This window comes from Sulfitobacter sp. M85, assembly GCF_029285915.1.
GTDB classification, from domain to species: Bacteria; Pseudomonadota; Alphaproteobacteria; order Rhodobacterales; family Rhodobacteraceae; genus Sulfitobacter; species Sulfitobacter faviae.
This window is the reverse complement of record NZ_JABECQ010000004.1, coordinates 177,133-190,460: the sequence shown is the minus strand read 5'-3', so window position 1 is coordinate 190,460 and position 13,328 is coordinate 177,133. Positions and strand designations below refer to the sequence as shown.

Genomic DNA, 13,328 nt, shown 5'->3' with positions numbered 1-13,328 from the left:
ACCGCGCAACAATGCAACCCCTAGATACCGTAGTTTGTAATTTTATGACCCAGCAGTCGCAGCAATTTCTGCCGCAGGTGCAGCATCCTTCGAGGGGAAATGTGCAATGGAATTAGCGTAGAAGGCCAAAACAGGCCCCTGCCCCTCGACGATCTCCAGCCCCTCTGGGCCTTCGGAAATGACGCCACGTTTCTTGAGCCGCGCGACGGCGCGGGCGACCCGCTCGGGCAGGACGTCCGGCTTCGGCACCCGATTGCGCGGTGGCATCTGCTCCAAAGTGGCAGCCACTTCGGCCAGCAGATCGGCCTCCTTCATCGGGCGCGCGGCCTGCAACATCACCCGCGCGATCAGCGGCACGGTCAGCACCGGCATCGCCTGCGCGATCCGGTCCATCAACATCTCGGACAACTCCGAGACCGGCACCCCGGCCCCGGTACGACGCAACGACAGCGGATCGCCAAAGGTCACCGCCGCCGTGCCAAAACGCGTGTCGCGCCCGCGCAGCAGTCGCCACATCTTGCGCAGCACGAAGCCCACAACCACCGTGATCCGCGCGCCAAAACGCCGGTCTCCGCGCTGCCCGGCGGCGATCAACACGCGGTCTTCCAAAACCCGGTCATAATTGATCGCCACGGGCACGAAAATGATGTCACGCTCGCTCTCGGGGTCGAACCCATCCACGACATAGGACAGGAGCCCGACCTTCGGCGGCTGCAAGGCCCCGGTCAGGCTCAAGCCGCCCTCGGGGTAGAAGGCCTGCGTCACCCCGCCCGTCGTGGCCATCTGCACATAGCGCGCCAAAACCTTGCGATAAAGCGCCCCGCGCGACCGACGGCGGATGAAATACGCCCCCATCGAGCGGATCAACGTGCTTAGCGGCCAAACCCGCGCCCATTCCCCCACCGCATAGCTCAGCGCCGAAGACCGCGCGGCGAGGTAGGTCACCAGCGTGTAATCCATGTTCGACCGGTGGTTCATGATGAAGACCACCGTGGCATCCCGCGGCAGCGCGGCGAATGTCGTCTCGTTGCTGACCGCCGTCTCGACCCGGTAGACCGTATTGGTCAACAGCCGCGCCAAGCGGATGCCGAAACTGAAATAGGCGAAGGCCGAAAACCGCGGCACGATCTCACGCGCATATTCCCGCGCCTTTTGAAAGGCCACGTTTTCCGGCACGCCGTTGCTGCGGGCATAGTTGACGATCTCTTGGCTGACCTCCGGATCATAGATCAACCGCTGAATCATGTCGTGCCGCCGCGCCAGTTTGAAGGGCTCGATGGGCCGCGTCAGCCGCTTGTTCAACCGCGCCACCGCCCGCTCAAGCCGCCGGCGAAAGAACCAACGCACCGAAGGCAGCAGAAAATGGCTCAGCGCCGTGACGGCTGCGAAAACCACGATGAGGATGAACAGCCAAAGGGGCAATTGCACAGTCTGCGTCATAGCTTAACCCTTACAGCGCGGGGGCGAGAGGACAATATTTATCTGTTTCCCGCCCGCCCAAGCGGCCCGAGTGATGCCGCAACGCAGCGAATTGACAGAGGCATATTATTTCCCCTATCAACGTCACAACGCAACTTTATTGCCACCCAGATTCATGAGGCCACGATGACCCAACCGCAGAAAGACCGCCCCTGGCTCATTCGCACCTATGCGGGCCATTCCACCGCCGCCGCGTCTAACGCGCTCTACCGCTCGAACCTTGAGCGCGGGCAGACCGGGCTTTCCGTGGCCTTCGACCTGCCGACCCAAACCGGCTATGACAGCGACCATGTGCTCAGCCGTGGCGAGGTGGGCAAGGTGGGCGTGCCCGTCAATCACCTCGACGATATGCGCGCGCTGTTTGACGGCATCCCGCTGGAACAGATGAACACCTCAATGACGATCAACGCCACCGCCCCATGGCTGCTGGCGCTCTACATCGCGGTGGCCGAGGAACAGGGCGCGGATGTCTCAAAGCTGCAAGGCACGGTGCAAAACGACCTGATCAAGGAATACCTTAGCCGCGGCACCTATATCTGCCCGCCCGCGCCATCGCTTAAGATGATCGCGGATGTGGCCGAATTCTGCTATACGAATGTGCCGAAATGGAACCCGATGAACGTCTGTTCCTACCACCTGCAAGAGGCGGGCGCGACACCGGAACAGGAATTGGCCTTCGCGCTGGCCACCGCCACCGCCGTGCTCGACGCGCTGAAACCCCGCGTCCCGGCAGAGGATTTCCCGAAATTGGTCGGCCGCATTTCCTTCTTCGTGAACGCAGGCATCCGTTTCGTCACTGAAATGTGCAAAATGCGCGCCTTTGTAGATCTTTGGGACGAGATTTGCCGCGAGCGCTATGGGGTTGAAGACCCAAAATTCCGTCGTTTCCGCTATGGGGTGCAGGTCAATTCACTGGGGCTGACCGAACAACAGCCCGAGAATAACGTCTACCGTATTCTCATCGAAATGCTGGCCGTGACCCTGTCGAAAAAAGCCCGCGCCCGCGCCGTGCAATTGCCCGCATGGAACGAAGCCCTCGGCCTGCCCCGCCCCTGGGATCAACAATGGTCGATGCGGATGCAGCAGATCATGGCCCATGAAACGGATCTTTTGGAATTCGACGATCTATTCGACGGCAACCCGGCGGTCGATGCCAAGGTCGAATTGCTCAAAGAAGGCGCGCGGGCGGAATTGGCGAATCTTGACGGGATGGGCGGCGCGATTTCCGCGATCGATTACATGAAAGGACGTTTGGTCGAAAGCAATGCCGACCGGCTGCGCCGCATCGAAAGCGGCGAAACCGTCGTGGTCGGCGTCAACAAATGGCAGCAAGGCGCGCCCTCGCCCCTGATGACCGGCGCGGGCGATATCATGCAATCCGACCCCGGCGCCGAGGCCGACCAGCTCGCCCGGCTCGACGCATGGCGCAGCGCGCGCGACGCGGGTGCCGTGAAAAAGGCGCTGGCCGATCTGCGCGCCGCGGCGCAGGCGGGCAAGAACATCATGCCCGCCTCCATCGCGGCCGCGAAGGCCGGGGTGACGACCGGCGAATGGGCCGCGCAGATGCGCGCCGTTCACGGGGAATATCGTGGCCCCACAGGGGTTTCCGCAGGCCAGTCCAACAAGACCGAAGGTCTGGACGACCTGCGCGATGCGGTAGACGCGGTCAGCGACAAACTGGGCCGCAGGTTGAAATTCCTCGTCGGCAAACCGGGGCTCGACGGCCACTCAAACGGGGCCGAGCAGATCGCCGTCCGCGCCCGCGATTGCGGCATGGACATCAGCTATGAAGGCATCCGTCTGACACCTGCGGAGATCGTCGAAGCAGCACAAACGGAAGCCGCCCATGTGGTCGGCCTGTCGATCCTCTCGGGCTCCCATGTGCCCTTGGTCGAAGACCTGATGAAACGCATGGCCGAGGCCGGGTTGACCCATATTCCCGTCATCGTCGGCGGCATCATTCCCGAGGCCGACGCCACCCGTTTGCGCGCCGCTGGAGTTGCGCAGGTCTATACGCCGAAGGACTTCGAATTAAACGTCATCATGCAGGATATCATTACGCTCGCCGATCCCAAAGCGGTGGCGGCGGAATAGGCTGACACAAAATACATCGTGCAATTAACTTATTGCCTCTATAATTCCCTCTACCAGCACAATCTGGAAAGGAAATATCAGATATGGAAAAAGACCTGAAATCCATGAGCCGCAAGGAACTGGAGAAACTTCTGTCGGATGTCAAAAAGGCATTGCAGGCCGCACAGGCGCGCGAACGCCGCGCCGCACGCAAGGCGGCGCAAAAGGCAGCGGCGGAATATGGCTTTTCCCTGAATGAGTTAGCTGATGAGGCCCCCGCGCCCAAGAAGGCCAAGAAGACGCGCAAAGCGCCCGCCGGTCCGAAATCGAAACCCCAGTTCGCCAATCCGGAGAACCCGTCCCAGACTTGGACTGGAAAAGGCCGCCAGCCGAATTGGTTCCGCGCCCAAGTAGAGAATGGTGCCGATCCGGAAACGATGCGGGTTTAATACTTCCCGAAATACGGGAATTTCGCGCCGGTTGAATAGCAATTCACCGGCGCTTTTTTATTGCTAACGGAAATGTGAATTCGATAGTCACCGCCCGTACGGCGCCGAGCGGAAGTTTACGTCACGCCCCCTGCCCCACCGCAGCCCTTGTGAAGCCCGCCTTGCGCGGGCAAAATACGCCAAACATCAGGAGACAGAAATGACCGTCCATATTGGCGCAAAACCCGGCAATATCGCCGAAACCGTATTGATGCCCGGCGACCCCTACCGCGCAAAATGGGCGGCGGAGACCTATCTCGAAGGGGCCGAACTGGTCAACGAAGTGCGCGGTATGCTCGGCTTTACCGGCACATGGCGCGGCAACCGGGTGACGATCCAAGGCTCGGGCATGGGCATGCCGTCGCTGTCGATCTACGCCAATGAGTTAATGACCGAATATGGCGCGCAGACCCTGATCCGCATCGGCTCTTGCGGGGGGATGCAATCCCATGTCGGCATCCGTGACGTGATCATCGCCATGACGGCGAGCACAATCACCTCGCCCTCCTCCGGCATTTTCCGCGAATTGAACTACGCCCCCTGCGCCGATTACGGCCTTTTGAGCGCTGCTGTCGCTGCCGCCGAAAAGCTCGAAGCTAAGACCCATGTGGGCGGGATCTATTCCTCGGATGTATTTTATGCGGAGCGCCCCGACCTTGACGAGCAGATGGTGCGCCATGGCATCCTCGGTGTCGAGATGGAAGCGGCGGAGCTTTACACGCTGGCCGCGCGGCACAAGCGGCGTGCCTTGGCGGTGCTGACGGTGAGCGATCATTTGCAGACCGGCGAGGCGTTGCCGTCGGAGGATCGCGAAAAGAGTTTTGGCGATATGGTCGAGATTGCGCTGGAGGCGGCCTTTGCCTGAGTGCGGCGCCTGCTGAGAGGGCGGGATTGGTATTTGAAAAAGGATGAAGGGGCGCGGCGGGGGTCGCGCCTTTTTTCGTGGCTTGGCGGGTGGTGTGAGCGAGGGGGGTGCTTCGTTGGTTGGCGCTCGCGTGTGGGGAGAGTGCGGAAGGTATTTGGGAAAGGATGAAGGGATGGGGTGTGGCGCGTCTTTCAGGCGTGTTTGCCGGCGAGGCGGCCGGAGTAGAGGCAGCCGCCTAAGAAGGTGCCTTCGAGGGCGTTGTAGCCGTGGTAGCCGCCGGCGCCGAAGCCGCAGACCTCTCCGGCGGCGAAGAGACCGGGGAGGATGGTGCCCGCAGACGTGAGCACGCGGCCTTGGGTGTCGCTGTGTAATCCGCCGAGGGATTTGCGGGTGAGGATGTTGAGGCGCACGGCGATGAGCGGGCCGTTGGCCGGATCGAGAATGGCGTGGGGTTTGGCGGTGCGGATCAAGCGGTCACCACGGTAGTTGCGGGCGCCGCGGATTGCGGTGATCTGGGCGTCTTTGGCGAAGGGGTTGCCCAATTGGCCGTCGCGGGCCGCGATTTGGGCGCGGATGTGCTCTAGGGCGACGGGGGCCTCGGGTGTGAGGGCATTCATGCGGGTGACGAGGGTTTCCAAGTCCTCGGCGACGATGAAATCCGCGCCCTTTTCTTTGAAAGCCTCGACTGCGGCGGTTGCCCCCTTCCCGAGCCGTGCTTTCAAGACTTCGCCCCATTTGCTTGAGGTGAGATCGGGGTTCTGTTCGGATCCCGAGAGGGCGAATTCCTTTTCGATGATCTTTTGCGTGAGGATGAACCAGCTGTGTTCGCCTGCTTGCAGGATGCGTTTGAGGGTCGAGAGCGTGTCGAAGCCGGGCAGGCAGGGGGCCTCCATCCGGTCGCCGCGCGCGTCGAACCACATCGACGAGGGGCCGGGCAGGATGCGGATGCCGTGGTTTGGCCAGATCGGGCTCCAGTTCTGGACGCCTTCGCAATAGTGCCACATGCGGTCTTCGTTGATGAGCCCTGCCCCGGCCTTTGCGGCGATGGCGTGCATCTTGCCGTCGACGTAGTCGGGCACGCCGCTGACCATGTGGCGCGGCGCGGGGCCGAGGCGGTCTTTGGGCCAGTGTTGCCGCACCAGATCGTGGTTGGCGCCGATACCGCCGGTGGTGAGGATGACGGCCTCGGCGGCATGTTCGAAGTCGCCGGTGATATTGCGCGATGTGCTCTGACCGCGGGGGGCGTCGCTGTTTTCCAGCACCTCGCCCGCCACGCCGGTGACCGCGCCGTCGGTGGTCACCAGCCGGGTGACGCGGTGGCGGAAGCCAAGGCGCAGCCTGCCCTCCGCCGCGTAGTCCTGCATCAGCCGCGCGAAGGGGCCGACGACGCCGATGCCGGTGCCCCAAGTGATATGAAAGCGCGGGACGGAGTTGCCGTGGCCTCCGGCCCCTGCCCCGCCGCGCTCTGCCCAGCCGACGACCGGAAACCAGCGCATGCCGATCTGGTGCAGCCAAGCGCGCATGTCGCCTGCCGCCCAGTCGATGAACCCTTGCGCGAGCTTGCGGGGATTGGCGTCTTCTGCCCGGTCGAACTGCGCCGAGCCCATCCAGTCGCGATAGGCGAGTTCCGCGCTGTCGCGGATGCCCATGCGGCGCTGTTCGGGCGTGTCGACCATGAAGAGACCGCCGAGCGACCAATAGGCCTGCCCGCCGAGGCTTTGCGGGCCTTCTTGGTCCATGAGCAGCACCCGGCGGCCGCGTAGCACGGCCTCATGGGCGGCGACCATGCCGGCCAGACCCGCCCCCACGACGATCACATCTGCTTTGAAACGCTCACCCATTGCTGCCTCCCCTGTTCCGGCAAGCTTGCGGCGGGCTGGGGGCAAAAGCAAGTCACAGACGCGGGGTGTCGAGCCCTTTGAGGCAGCGGTCGGGCGGGCCTTCGCTGCGGTAGACTTCGGCCCCGCAGGCGACGCAGTGGTATTTGCGCAGCGCGCCTTTGTCCCCCGCCCGGTCCTCGCGCCAGCGGCAGTCCCGCGTGGGCGCGTTGCGCCGGGCAAAGATCAGCACGATCACAAAGACGATAACGATGACGAAGGGCAGGATCATGGGAAAAACCAAAGGCCCGGCGCTTGGCCGGGCCTTCCTGTCGGATTGGGTGGATTAGACGGTCCGCTCGACCATCAGCTTCTTGATATTGGCAATCGCCGCCGCCGGGTTCAGCCCCTTGGGGCAGGTCTTTGCGCAGTTCATGATCGTGTGGCAGCGGTAGAGCTTGAAGGGGTCTTCAAGGTCATCCAGACGCTCGCCCGTCGCCTCGTCCCGGCTGTCGATGATCCAGCGGTAGGCATGCAGCAGGGCTGCCGGCCCGAGGTAGCGGTCGCCGTTCCACCAGTAGCTGGGGCAAGAAGTCGAGCAGCAGGCGCACATGATACACTCATACAGACCGTCAAGCTTAGCGCGATCGTCGATCGATTGTTTCCACTCCTTGCGCGGCTCGGGCGTGTCGGTCTCGAGCCACGGCTGGATGCTGGCGTGCTGGGCGTAGAAGTGAGTCAGATCGGGGATGAGGTCCTTGACCACCGGCATATGCGGCAGCGGGTAGATCTTCACCACGCCGTTGATCTCTTCCATGCCGTAGGTGCAGGCCAGCGTGTTGATCCCGTCGATGTTCATAGCACAAGAGCCGCAGATGCCCTCGCGGCAGGAGCGGCGGAAGGTCAGGGTCGGGTCGATCTCGTTCTTGATCTTGATCAGCGCGTCGAGAATCATCGGCCCGCAATCGTCCATATCGACGAAATAGGTGTCGAGCGCCGGGTTCTTCCCGTCGTCGGGGTTCCAGCGATAGATGTGGAACTCGCGCAGGTTGGTCGCCCCTTCGGGCTTGGGCCATGTCTTGCCGCTGGTCATGCGGGAGTTTTTCGGAAGCGTCAGTTGAACCATTATGCGTCTCCTAAAGCGTCAGACCGGCTGCGGGCGCGGCGGCCAGCAGGCAGGTGCGGGTCTCGGGGCGCGACAGGATGGTGCGCACGGTGCCCGTTGTTGTGTCATCCACGCCAACCACGGTGGCGCGGGCCAATTCGCGCAGCTCCAGCGCGTTGGCATTGTCGATGATGCAATCGGTGAAGGGGGTGATCAGCTCTTTCGGCACCTGCGGGAAACGGGTGGCCAGAACCTCGGTCACCACGCCTTTGGAGGTCTGGCGGGCGGTGTCATCCACCGCCTGCTGAACCTCCACACAGGCCGAAAGGCCGAGCAGTGTGGCCGCGATGAGTGCTGTGCGGACCATCAATACACCCGTGCCTTGGGGGCGATCTTTTTCATGTCGATGCCGCCTTCATCCTCTTTGGTCAGCGGATCGAGGTGCACGGCGCGGTAGGTCAGCTTGGCATCGTTGCCGTCGAACCAGGCCAGCGAATGTTTGCGCCATTCGTCGTCGTTCCGGTCAGGGTAATCCTCATGCGCATGCGCGCCCCGGCTCTCTTTCCGCGCGGCGGCGGCGGTGATCGTGGCGGTGGCGTTGGGCATGAGGTTGGTCAGCTCCAGCGTCTCCATCAGGTCCGAGTTCCACACGAGGCTGCGGTCGGTGACATGCAGATCGTTCAGCTTGTCGGCCACGTCGATCATCTTCTTGCGGCCTTCCTCCAGCGTCTTGTCGGTGCGGAAGACGGCGGCATCGGCCTGCATGGTCTTTTGCATCTCAAGGCGCAGTTCGGCTGTCGGCGTGCCGCCCTTGGCATTGCGCAGACCGTCGAAGCGATCGAAAGCCTTCTCGACCGATTTGAGGTTCGGCGCGGGCACCGGGCTGTCGGCGTCGACGATCTTGGCCGCACGGATCGCGGCGGCGCGGCCAAAGACCACGAGGTCGATGAGCGAGTTGGAACCCAGACGGTTCGCCCCATGTACCGAGGCACAGCCCGCCTCGCCCACAGCCATCAGGCCGGGTGCTACGGCATCGGGGTTGTCGGCGGTCGGGTTCAGCACCTCGCCCCAGTAGTTCGTGGGGATGCCGCCCATGTTGTAGTGCACGGTGGGCAGCACCGGGATCGGCTCTTTCGTGAGGTCCACACCGGCAAAGATGCGTGCGGATTCCGAGATGCCCGGCAGGCGCAGGTCCAGCGTTTCCGGCGGCAGGTGGTTGAGGTGCAGGTGGATGTGATCCTTATTCTCACCCACGCCGCGGCCTTCGCGGATTTCCATCGTCATGCAGCGCGAGACCACGTCGCGCGACGCCAGATCCTTATAGGTCGGCGCATAGCGCTCCATGAAGCGCTCGCCCTCGGAGTTGGTGAGGTAGCCCCCCTCGCCGCGCGCACCTTCGGTGATCAGGCAGCCCGCGCCGTAGATGCCGGTTGGGTGGAACTGGACGAATTCCATGTCTTGCAGCGGCAGACCCGCACGGGCCGCCATGCCGCCGCCGTCGCCGGTGCAGGTATGTGCGGAGGTGGCCGAGAAGTACGCACGGCCATAGCCGCCTGTCGCCAGCACGACCATCTTGGCGCTGAACAGATGCATGGTGCCGTCGTCGAGCTTCCAGCAGAGCACACCTTGGCAGACACCGTCGTCCGACATGATAAGATCGATGGCGAAATATTCGATAAAGAATTCCGCGCTCTGCTTCAGCGACTGGCCGTAAAGCGTGTGCAGGATCGCGTGACCGGTCCGGTCAGCGGCGGCGCAGGTACGCTGCACGGGCGGGCCTTCGCCAAATTCCGTGGTGTGGCCGCCGAAGGGACGCTGATAGATTTTGCCCTCTTCAGTGCGCGAGAAGGGCACGCCGTAATGCTCAAGCTCGTAAACCGCCTTGGGCGCTTCGCGGGCGAGGTATTCCATCGCGTCGGTATCGCCCAGCCAGTCCGAGCCCTTGACCGTGTCATACATATGCCACTGCCAGTTGTCGGGGCCCATGTTGCTCAAGGACGCGGCGATGCCGCCCTGCGCGGCCACTGTGTGGCTGCGGGTCGGGAACACCTTAGAGATACAGGCCGTGCGCAGCCCCTGCTCCGCCATGCCCAAAGTCGCGCGCAGACCAGCACCGCCTGCCCCCACCACGACAACGTCATATTCGTGGGTTTCGTATTCATATGCTGCCATTTAATCGGTCTCCCGTTTGGGCGTATTGTTACAGGGCGAGCTTGGCGATGGCGAAAACGCCGACCGCTGCTGCGCCGTAGCTGATGATGGTCATCACGATGAGGGCGACTTTGTTGGCCAGCCCATGGACATAGTCCTCGATCAGCACCTGCACGCCGTCATTGAAATGTTTAAAGCCCACGATCAGCGTCAGCGCCGCCACGATGGCCGGGAAGGGACGCGCGTAATAGGCAAGGATCTCTTCATATGTGCCGCCGAGCGCACTGCCGAAGGTAAAGACGAACAGCGGGATCAGGACCAACAGCGCCAGCGAAGAGACTTTCATCGCCCAGAAATGCGCGGTGCCGGTTTTCGCCGAGCCAAGGCCGCGGGCGCGTTTGCGATCTGTCATGTATGCCATGGTGTCGCTCCTCAAACGATGATGATGGTCAGGATGGTCAGCACGACCGATCCGATCAGCACGGTCCAGCCCAGCTTTTCCGCGGTGGGGATATCGAGCATGCGGCCCGTGTCCCAGATCAGGTGCCGCACACCGGCCAGCGTGTGATACCACAGGCCCAAGAGCGACAGGGTAAAGACCAGATCACCGAACCAGCTGGTCATAATCCCGTTCACGGTGTCGAAATACTCAAGCGACGTGGCCGCGGCGAGGAACCACCACACGATCAGCAGCGCGGTGAACAGCATCGCGTTGCCGGTGATCCGGGTGAGAATCGACGTCATAGAGGTCAATTGAGGGCGGTAGATCGTCAAATGCGGGGAAAGCGGGCGGTTACCCCGGTTCACATCGGCCATGGCGCGGTCCTTTGTCCTGTGCTTTGTCCTGTGCTTTGCATCTTGATAGCGGTTTTTACAGGACTGTCACGGGGAACTGCGGGGAATCTGCGGGGTTTGGCCGGTGTTTCGGTGGAAAAATGACAGAGTGATGTGGTCCTACCCGTTTTTGTGATCACAGCATATTATCGTGTGATCACAAAACTGCCCCACCCCTGAACGAAAAAGCGCGCCCCGATTGGGACGCGCTTTCGAACGCATATGCCGTGAAGCTTAGGCGAGGCTTTCGTCGATGCCTTTGCAGGCTTCGACCAGACCTTTGACCGCGTTGACGGAGTTGTCGAACATCGCCTGCTCGTCTTTGTTCATCGAAATCTCGACGACACGCTCAACACCGCCTGCGCCGATCACGGTGGGCACGCCCACGTAGAAGCCGTTCAAGCCGTAGGCCCCATCGACATGCGCCGCCGCAGGCAGCACGCGTTTCTGGTCTTTGAGATAGGCTTCAGCCATCTCGATCGCGGAGGTAGCAGGCGCATAGAAGGCCGAACCGGTCTTCAGCAGGCCAACGATCTCGGCACCGCCATCACGGGTGCGCTGCACAATGGCGTCGAGCTTGTCCTGCGTGGTCCAGCCCATCTTGACCAGATCGGGCAGCGGGATGCCTGCGACGGTGGAGTAACGCACCAGCGGCACCATGGTGTCGCCGTGGCCGCCCAGAACGAAGGCGGTGACGTCTTTCATCGAGACGTTGAACTCGGTCGCGAGGAAGTGGCGGAAACGCGCGCTATCCAGCACGCCAGCCATTCCGCAGACCTTGTTGTGCGGCAGGCCCGAGAATTCGCGCAGCGCCCAGACCATCGCATCAAGCGGGTTGGTGATGCAGATCACGAAGGCGTCGGGGGCGTGTTTGGCAATGCCCTCGCCCACGGATTTCATAACCTTGAGGTTGATGCCCAAGAGGTCATCGCGGCTCATGCCCGGCTTGCGCGCCACACCGGCGGTGACAATGCAGACATCCGCGCCGGCGATGTCGGCGTAGTCTTGCGTTCCCGACATGGTGGCGTCGAACTTGCCCGAGGGGCCCGACGACGCGATATCGAGAGCTTTGCCCTCAGGGGTGCCCTCGGCAATGTCGAACAGGACGACATCGCCCAATTCTTTCAACGCTGCGAGATGGGCGAGAGTGCCGCCGATTTGCCCCGCGCCGATAAGCGCGATTTTGGGTCTGGCCATGGTCATGTCTCCGACAGAGGTTTCATTTGCGCCGGAGATACCGAAATGCACGGTCCCGTGCAAGTTGCAGCATTGGCGGGCGGCTAACCCCTGCCCTCACCACGAAAAAGGCCGCCCCGAGGGGCGGCCAATTGCTGAACTTTAAGGCGAAGAATTAGTCGCCTTGGTACTCAGGCTGCGATTCCAGACGCTCTTCGGTACTGTCGATGTAGATGCGCACGTCGTCGCCTTCCACGTTTTGCAGAACCTGAAGTTCGTCAAATGTCACGGCCACCGGCTTTTCGCCCAGACCAAGGAAACCGCCCACGTTGATGACCACACGGTCAATCTGGCCGTTGTCGCCGATCAGCAGCGAGTCGATTTCACCGACGGTCTCATCGTTGGCGCCATAGACATAGGAGCCTTCGAGGTCTTCGGCGCTCATCTGCTCGATCATCTCGGCTTCGGCGTTGGCATAGCCTTCACGCTCAACTTCGGGGCGCGGCAGCAGTTCACGCTCAACGGTTTCGTCACCTGTGATCACGGTGGTGTTGGCTTCGGCTTCGTTGACAGCTTCTTCTGTCTCGGCTTCGGCGTTCTCCATCATGGTTTCGGCTTCTTGCGCCATTTCCTCGGATTCGGCCTCTACGTCATTGGCCATCTCTTCGGTCTCGGCTTCAAGGTTCTCGGCCGTGTTCTCGGTGTCTTGCACCAGTTCCTCGGCCTCGGCCTCTACGTCATTGGCCATTTCCTCGGTCTCGGCTTCGACATCGTTCGCCATCTCTTCGGCATCGGTCTCGCCGTTGATGACGGTGACGTTCGCGTCAGTCTCGTTCATGGCGTCGCTTTCCATCTGCTCGCCATCCATCATGGGGCGTTCGAACTCAGGCGCCTGCTCCAACATTTCTTTCGAGGTGTTCACAACAAGGAAGCGCTCGCCGCCTTCGTCGTTCAGGATGCGAATCTTGTCCATGGAGATGGAAACGTCACGTTCGCCCATGCCAAGGAAGCCGCCGATGCCGAGGATCACGGCAGTCACTTCGCCGTCCTGCGACACGATGATGTCGTTAATCTCGCCAATATCATCCCACTCCTGCTCGGCGCCATCGGCGACGGGGGTGGCCGCGTCAACTTCGGCTTCGGAGTTGTAGATGCGCATGCCGATCAAGTCGGATGCAAGGAAATCTGTCTGCTCTACGGCAACGTTGCCAAAGCCTTCGGAATGCGCGTCAGCAAAGGCTGCGCCGGTCATGGTCAATACGATGGCCGTCGTGCTCAGAAAACGTTTCATTGTAGGTCTCCTTCCAAAAATGAGCGTTGCTTGCTCTTCTGGAACCACA

The 13,328-nt window shown here is 62.0% G+C and carries 13 protein-coding genes; 3 read left to right on the top strand and 10 right to left on the bottom strand.

Annotated features, from left to right (window positions below):
• Positions 1-42 precede the first annotated feature (42 nt).
• Positions 43-1,440 (bottom strand): 1-acyl-sn-glycerol-3-phosphate acyltransferase, encoded by a 1,398-nt coding sequence (locus HKX24_RS09535; RefSeq protein WP_271691970.1) that lies wholly within the window; start codon positions 1,438-1,440, stop codon positions 43-45.
• 165 nt (positions 1,441-1,605) lie between these two features.
• Here HKX24_RS09535 and HKX24_RS09530 point away from each other — a divergent pair, with 165 nt between their 5' ends.
• From HKX24_RS09530 to deoD, 3 genes are all read left to right on the top strand, one after another.
• The gene (locus HKX24_RS09530) at positions 1,606-3,573 is read left to right on the top strand and encodes a protein meaA (protein ID WP_271691971.1); all 1,968 of its coding nucleotides are present in this window, start codon (positions 1,606-1,608) and stop codon (positions 3,571-3,573) included.
• A gap of 83 nt (positions 3,574-3,656) precedes the next feature.
• Complete coding sequence (locus HKX24_RS09525) at positions 3,657-4,001, top strand: H-NS histone family protein (RefSeq protein ID WP_271691972.1); 345 nt, start codon at positions 3,657-3,659, stop codon at positions 3,999-4,001.
• 199 nt (positions 4,002-4,200) lie between these two features.
• Positions 4,201-4,905, top strand: coding sequence for a purine-nucleoside phosphorylase (deoD, locus tag HKX24_RS09520; RefSeq protein ID WP_271691973.1), 705 nt, complete (start codon positions 4,201-4,203; stop codon positions 4,903-4,905).
• Between the two features lie 191 nt (positions 4,906-5,096).
• Here the strand turns inward: deoD and HKX24_RS09515 are convergent, their stop codons facing one another.
• From HKX24_RS09515 to HKX24_RS09475, 9 genes are all read right to left on the bottom strand, one after another.
• A complete protein-coding gene (locus HKX24_RS09515) occupies positions 5,097-6,746 on the bottom strand; it encodes an FAD-binding dehydrogenase (protein WP_271693845.1) in 1,650 nt (549 codons plus the stop codon).
• Between the two features lie 52 nt (positions 6,747-6,798).
• A complete protein-coding gene (locus HKX24_RS09510; protein WP_276153931.1) occupies positions 6,799-7,014 on the bottom strand; it encodes a hypothetical protein in 216 nt (71 codons plus the stop codon).
• Between the two features lie 54 nt (positions 7,015-7,068).
• A complete protein-coding gene (locus HKX24_RS09505) occupies positions 7,069-7,848 on the bottom strand; it encodes a succinate dehydrogenase iron-sulfur subunit (RefSeq protein ID WP_067261891.1) in 780 nt (259 codons plus the stop codon).
• 10 nt (positions 7,849-7,858) lie between these two features.
• On the bottom strand, positions 7,859-8,194 hold the full coding sequence (locus tag HKX24_RS09500; RefSeq protein WP_271691975.1) for a hypothetical protein: 336 nt from the start codon (positions 8,192-8,194) through the stop codon (positions 7,859-7,861).
• The gene (sdhA, locus tag HKX24_RS09495) at positions 8,194-9,999 is read right to left on the bottom strand and encodes a succinate dehydrogenase flavoprotein subunit (RefSeq protein ID WP_209217448.1); all 1,806 of its coding nucleotides are present in this window, start codon (positions 9,997-9,999) and stop codon (positions 8,194-8,196) included. Before sdhA ends, HKX24_RS09500 begins: the two co-directional genes overlap by 1 nt.
• Positions 10,000-10,027: 28 nt before the next feature.
• A complete protein-coding gene (gene sdhD, locus HKX24_RS09490) occupies positions 10,028-10,399 on the bottom strand; it encodes a succinate dehydrogenase, hydrophobic membrane anchor protein (protein ID WP_132446572.1) in 372 nt (123 codons plus the stop codon).
• Positions 10,400-10,410: 11 nt separating this feature from the next.
• Entirely contained in the window at positions 10,411-10,794 is a 384-nt protein-coding gene (gene sdhC, locus HKX24_RS09485) for a succinate dehydrogenase, cytochrome b556 subunit (protein WP_271691976.1), read from the bottom strand.
• Between the two features lie 252 nt (positions 10,795-11,046).
• Positions 11,047-12,009, bottom strand: coding sequence for a malate dehydrogenase (gene mdh / locus HKX24_RS09480; RefSeq protein ID WP_067261933.1), 963 nt, complete (start codon positions 12,007-12,009; stop codon positions 11,047-11,049).
• A gap of 154 nt (positions 12,010-12,163) precedes the next feature.
• Positions 12,164-13,279, bottom strand: a complete 1,116-nt coding sequence (locus tag HKX24_RS09475) for a PRC-barrel domain-containing protein (protein WP_271691977.1) — start codon at positions 13,277-13,279, stop codon at positions 12,164-12,166.
• Between the last annotated feature and the right edge of the window lie 49 nt (positions 13,280-13,328).

Coding starts and splice junctions, on each gene's coding strand:
- HKX24_RS09510 (WP_276153931.1), bottom strand. CDS start 7,014: ATGATCCTGCCCTTCGTCATCGTTATCGTCTTTGTGATCGTGCTGATC.
- HKX24_RS09525 (WP_271691972.1), top strand. CDS start 3,657: ATGGAAAAAGACCTGAAATCCATGAGCCGCAAGGAACTGGAGAAACTT.
- HKX24_RS09530 (WP_271691971.1), top strand. CDS start 1,606: ATGACCCAACCGCAGAAAGACCGCCCCTGGCTCATTCGCACCTATGCG.
- sdhA (WP_209217448.1), bottom strand. CDS start 9,999: ATGGCAGCATATGAATACGAAACCCACGAATATGACGTTGTCGTGGTG.
- HKX24_RS09505 (WP_067261891.1), bottom strand. CDS start 7,848: ATGGTTCAACTGACGCTTCCGAAAAACTCCCGCATGACCAGCGGCAAG.
- HKX24_RS09475 (WP_271691977.1), bottom strand. CDS start 13,279: ATGAAACGTTTTCTGAGCACGACGGCCATCGTATTGACCATGACCGGC.
- sdhD (WP_132446572.1), bottom strand. CDS start 10,399: ATGGCATACATGACAGATCGCAAACGCGCCCGCGGCCTTGGCTCGGCG.
- mdh (WP_067261933.1), bottom strand. CDS start 12,009: ATGGCCAGACCCAAAATCGCGCTTATCGGCGCGGGGCAAATCGGCGGC.
- sdhC (WP_271691976.1), bottom strand. CDS start 10,794: ATGGCCGATGTGAACCGGGGTAACCGCCCGCTTTCCCCGCATTTGACG.
- HKX24_RS09515 (WP_271693845.1), bottom strand. CDS start 6,746: ATGGGTGAGCGTTTCAAAGCAGATGTGATCGTCGTGGGGGCGGGTCTG.
- HKX24_RS09500 (WP_271691975.1), bottom strand. CDS start 8,194: ATGGTCCGCACAGCACTCATCGCGGCCACACTGCTCGGCCTTTCGGCC.
- deoD (WP_271691973.1), top strand. CDS start 4,201: ATGACCGTCCATATTGGCGCAAAACCCGGCAATATCGCCGAAACCGTA.
- HKX24_RS09535 (WP_271691970.1), bottom strand. CDS start 1,440: ATGACGCAGACTGTGCAATTGCCCCTTTGGCTGTTCATCCTCATCGTG.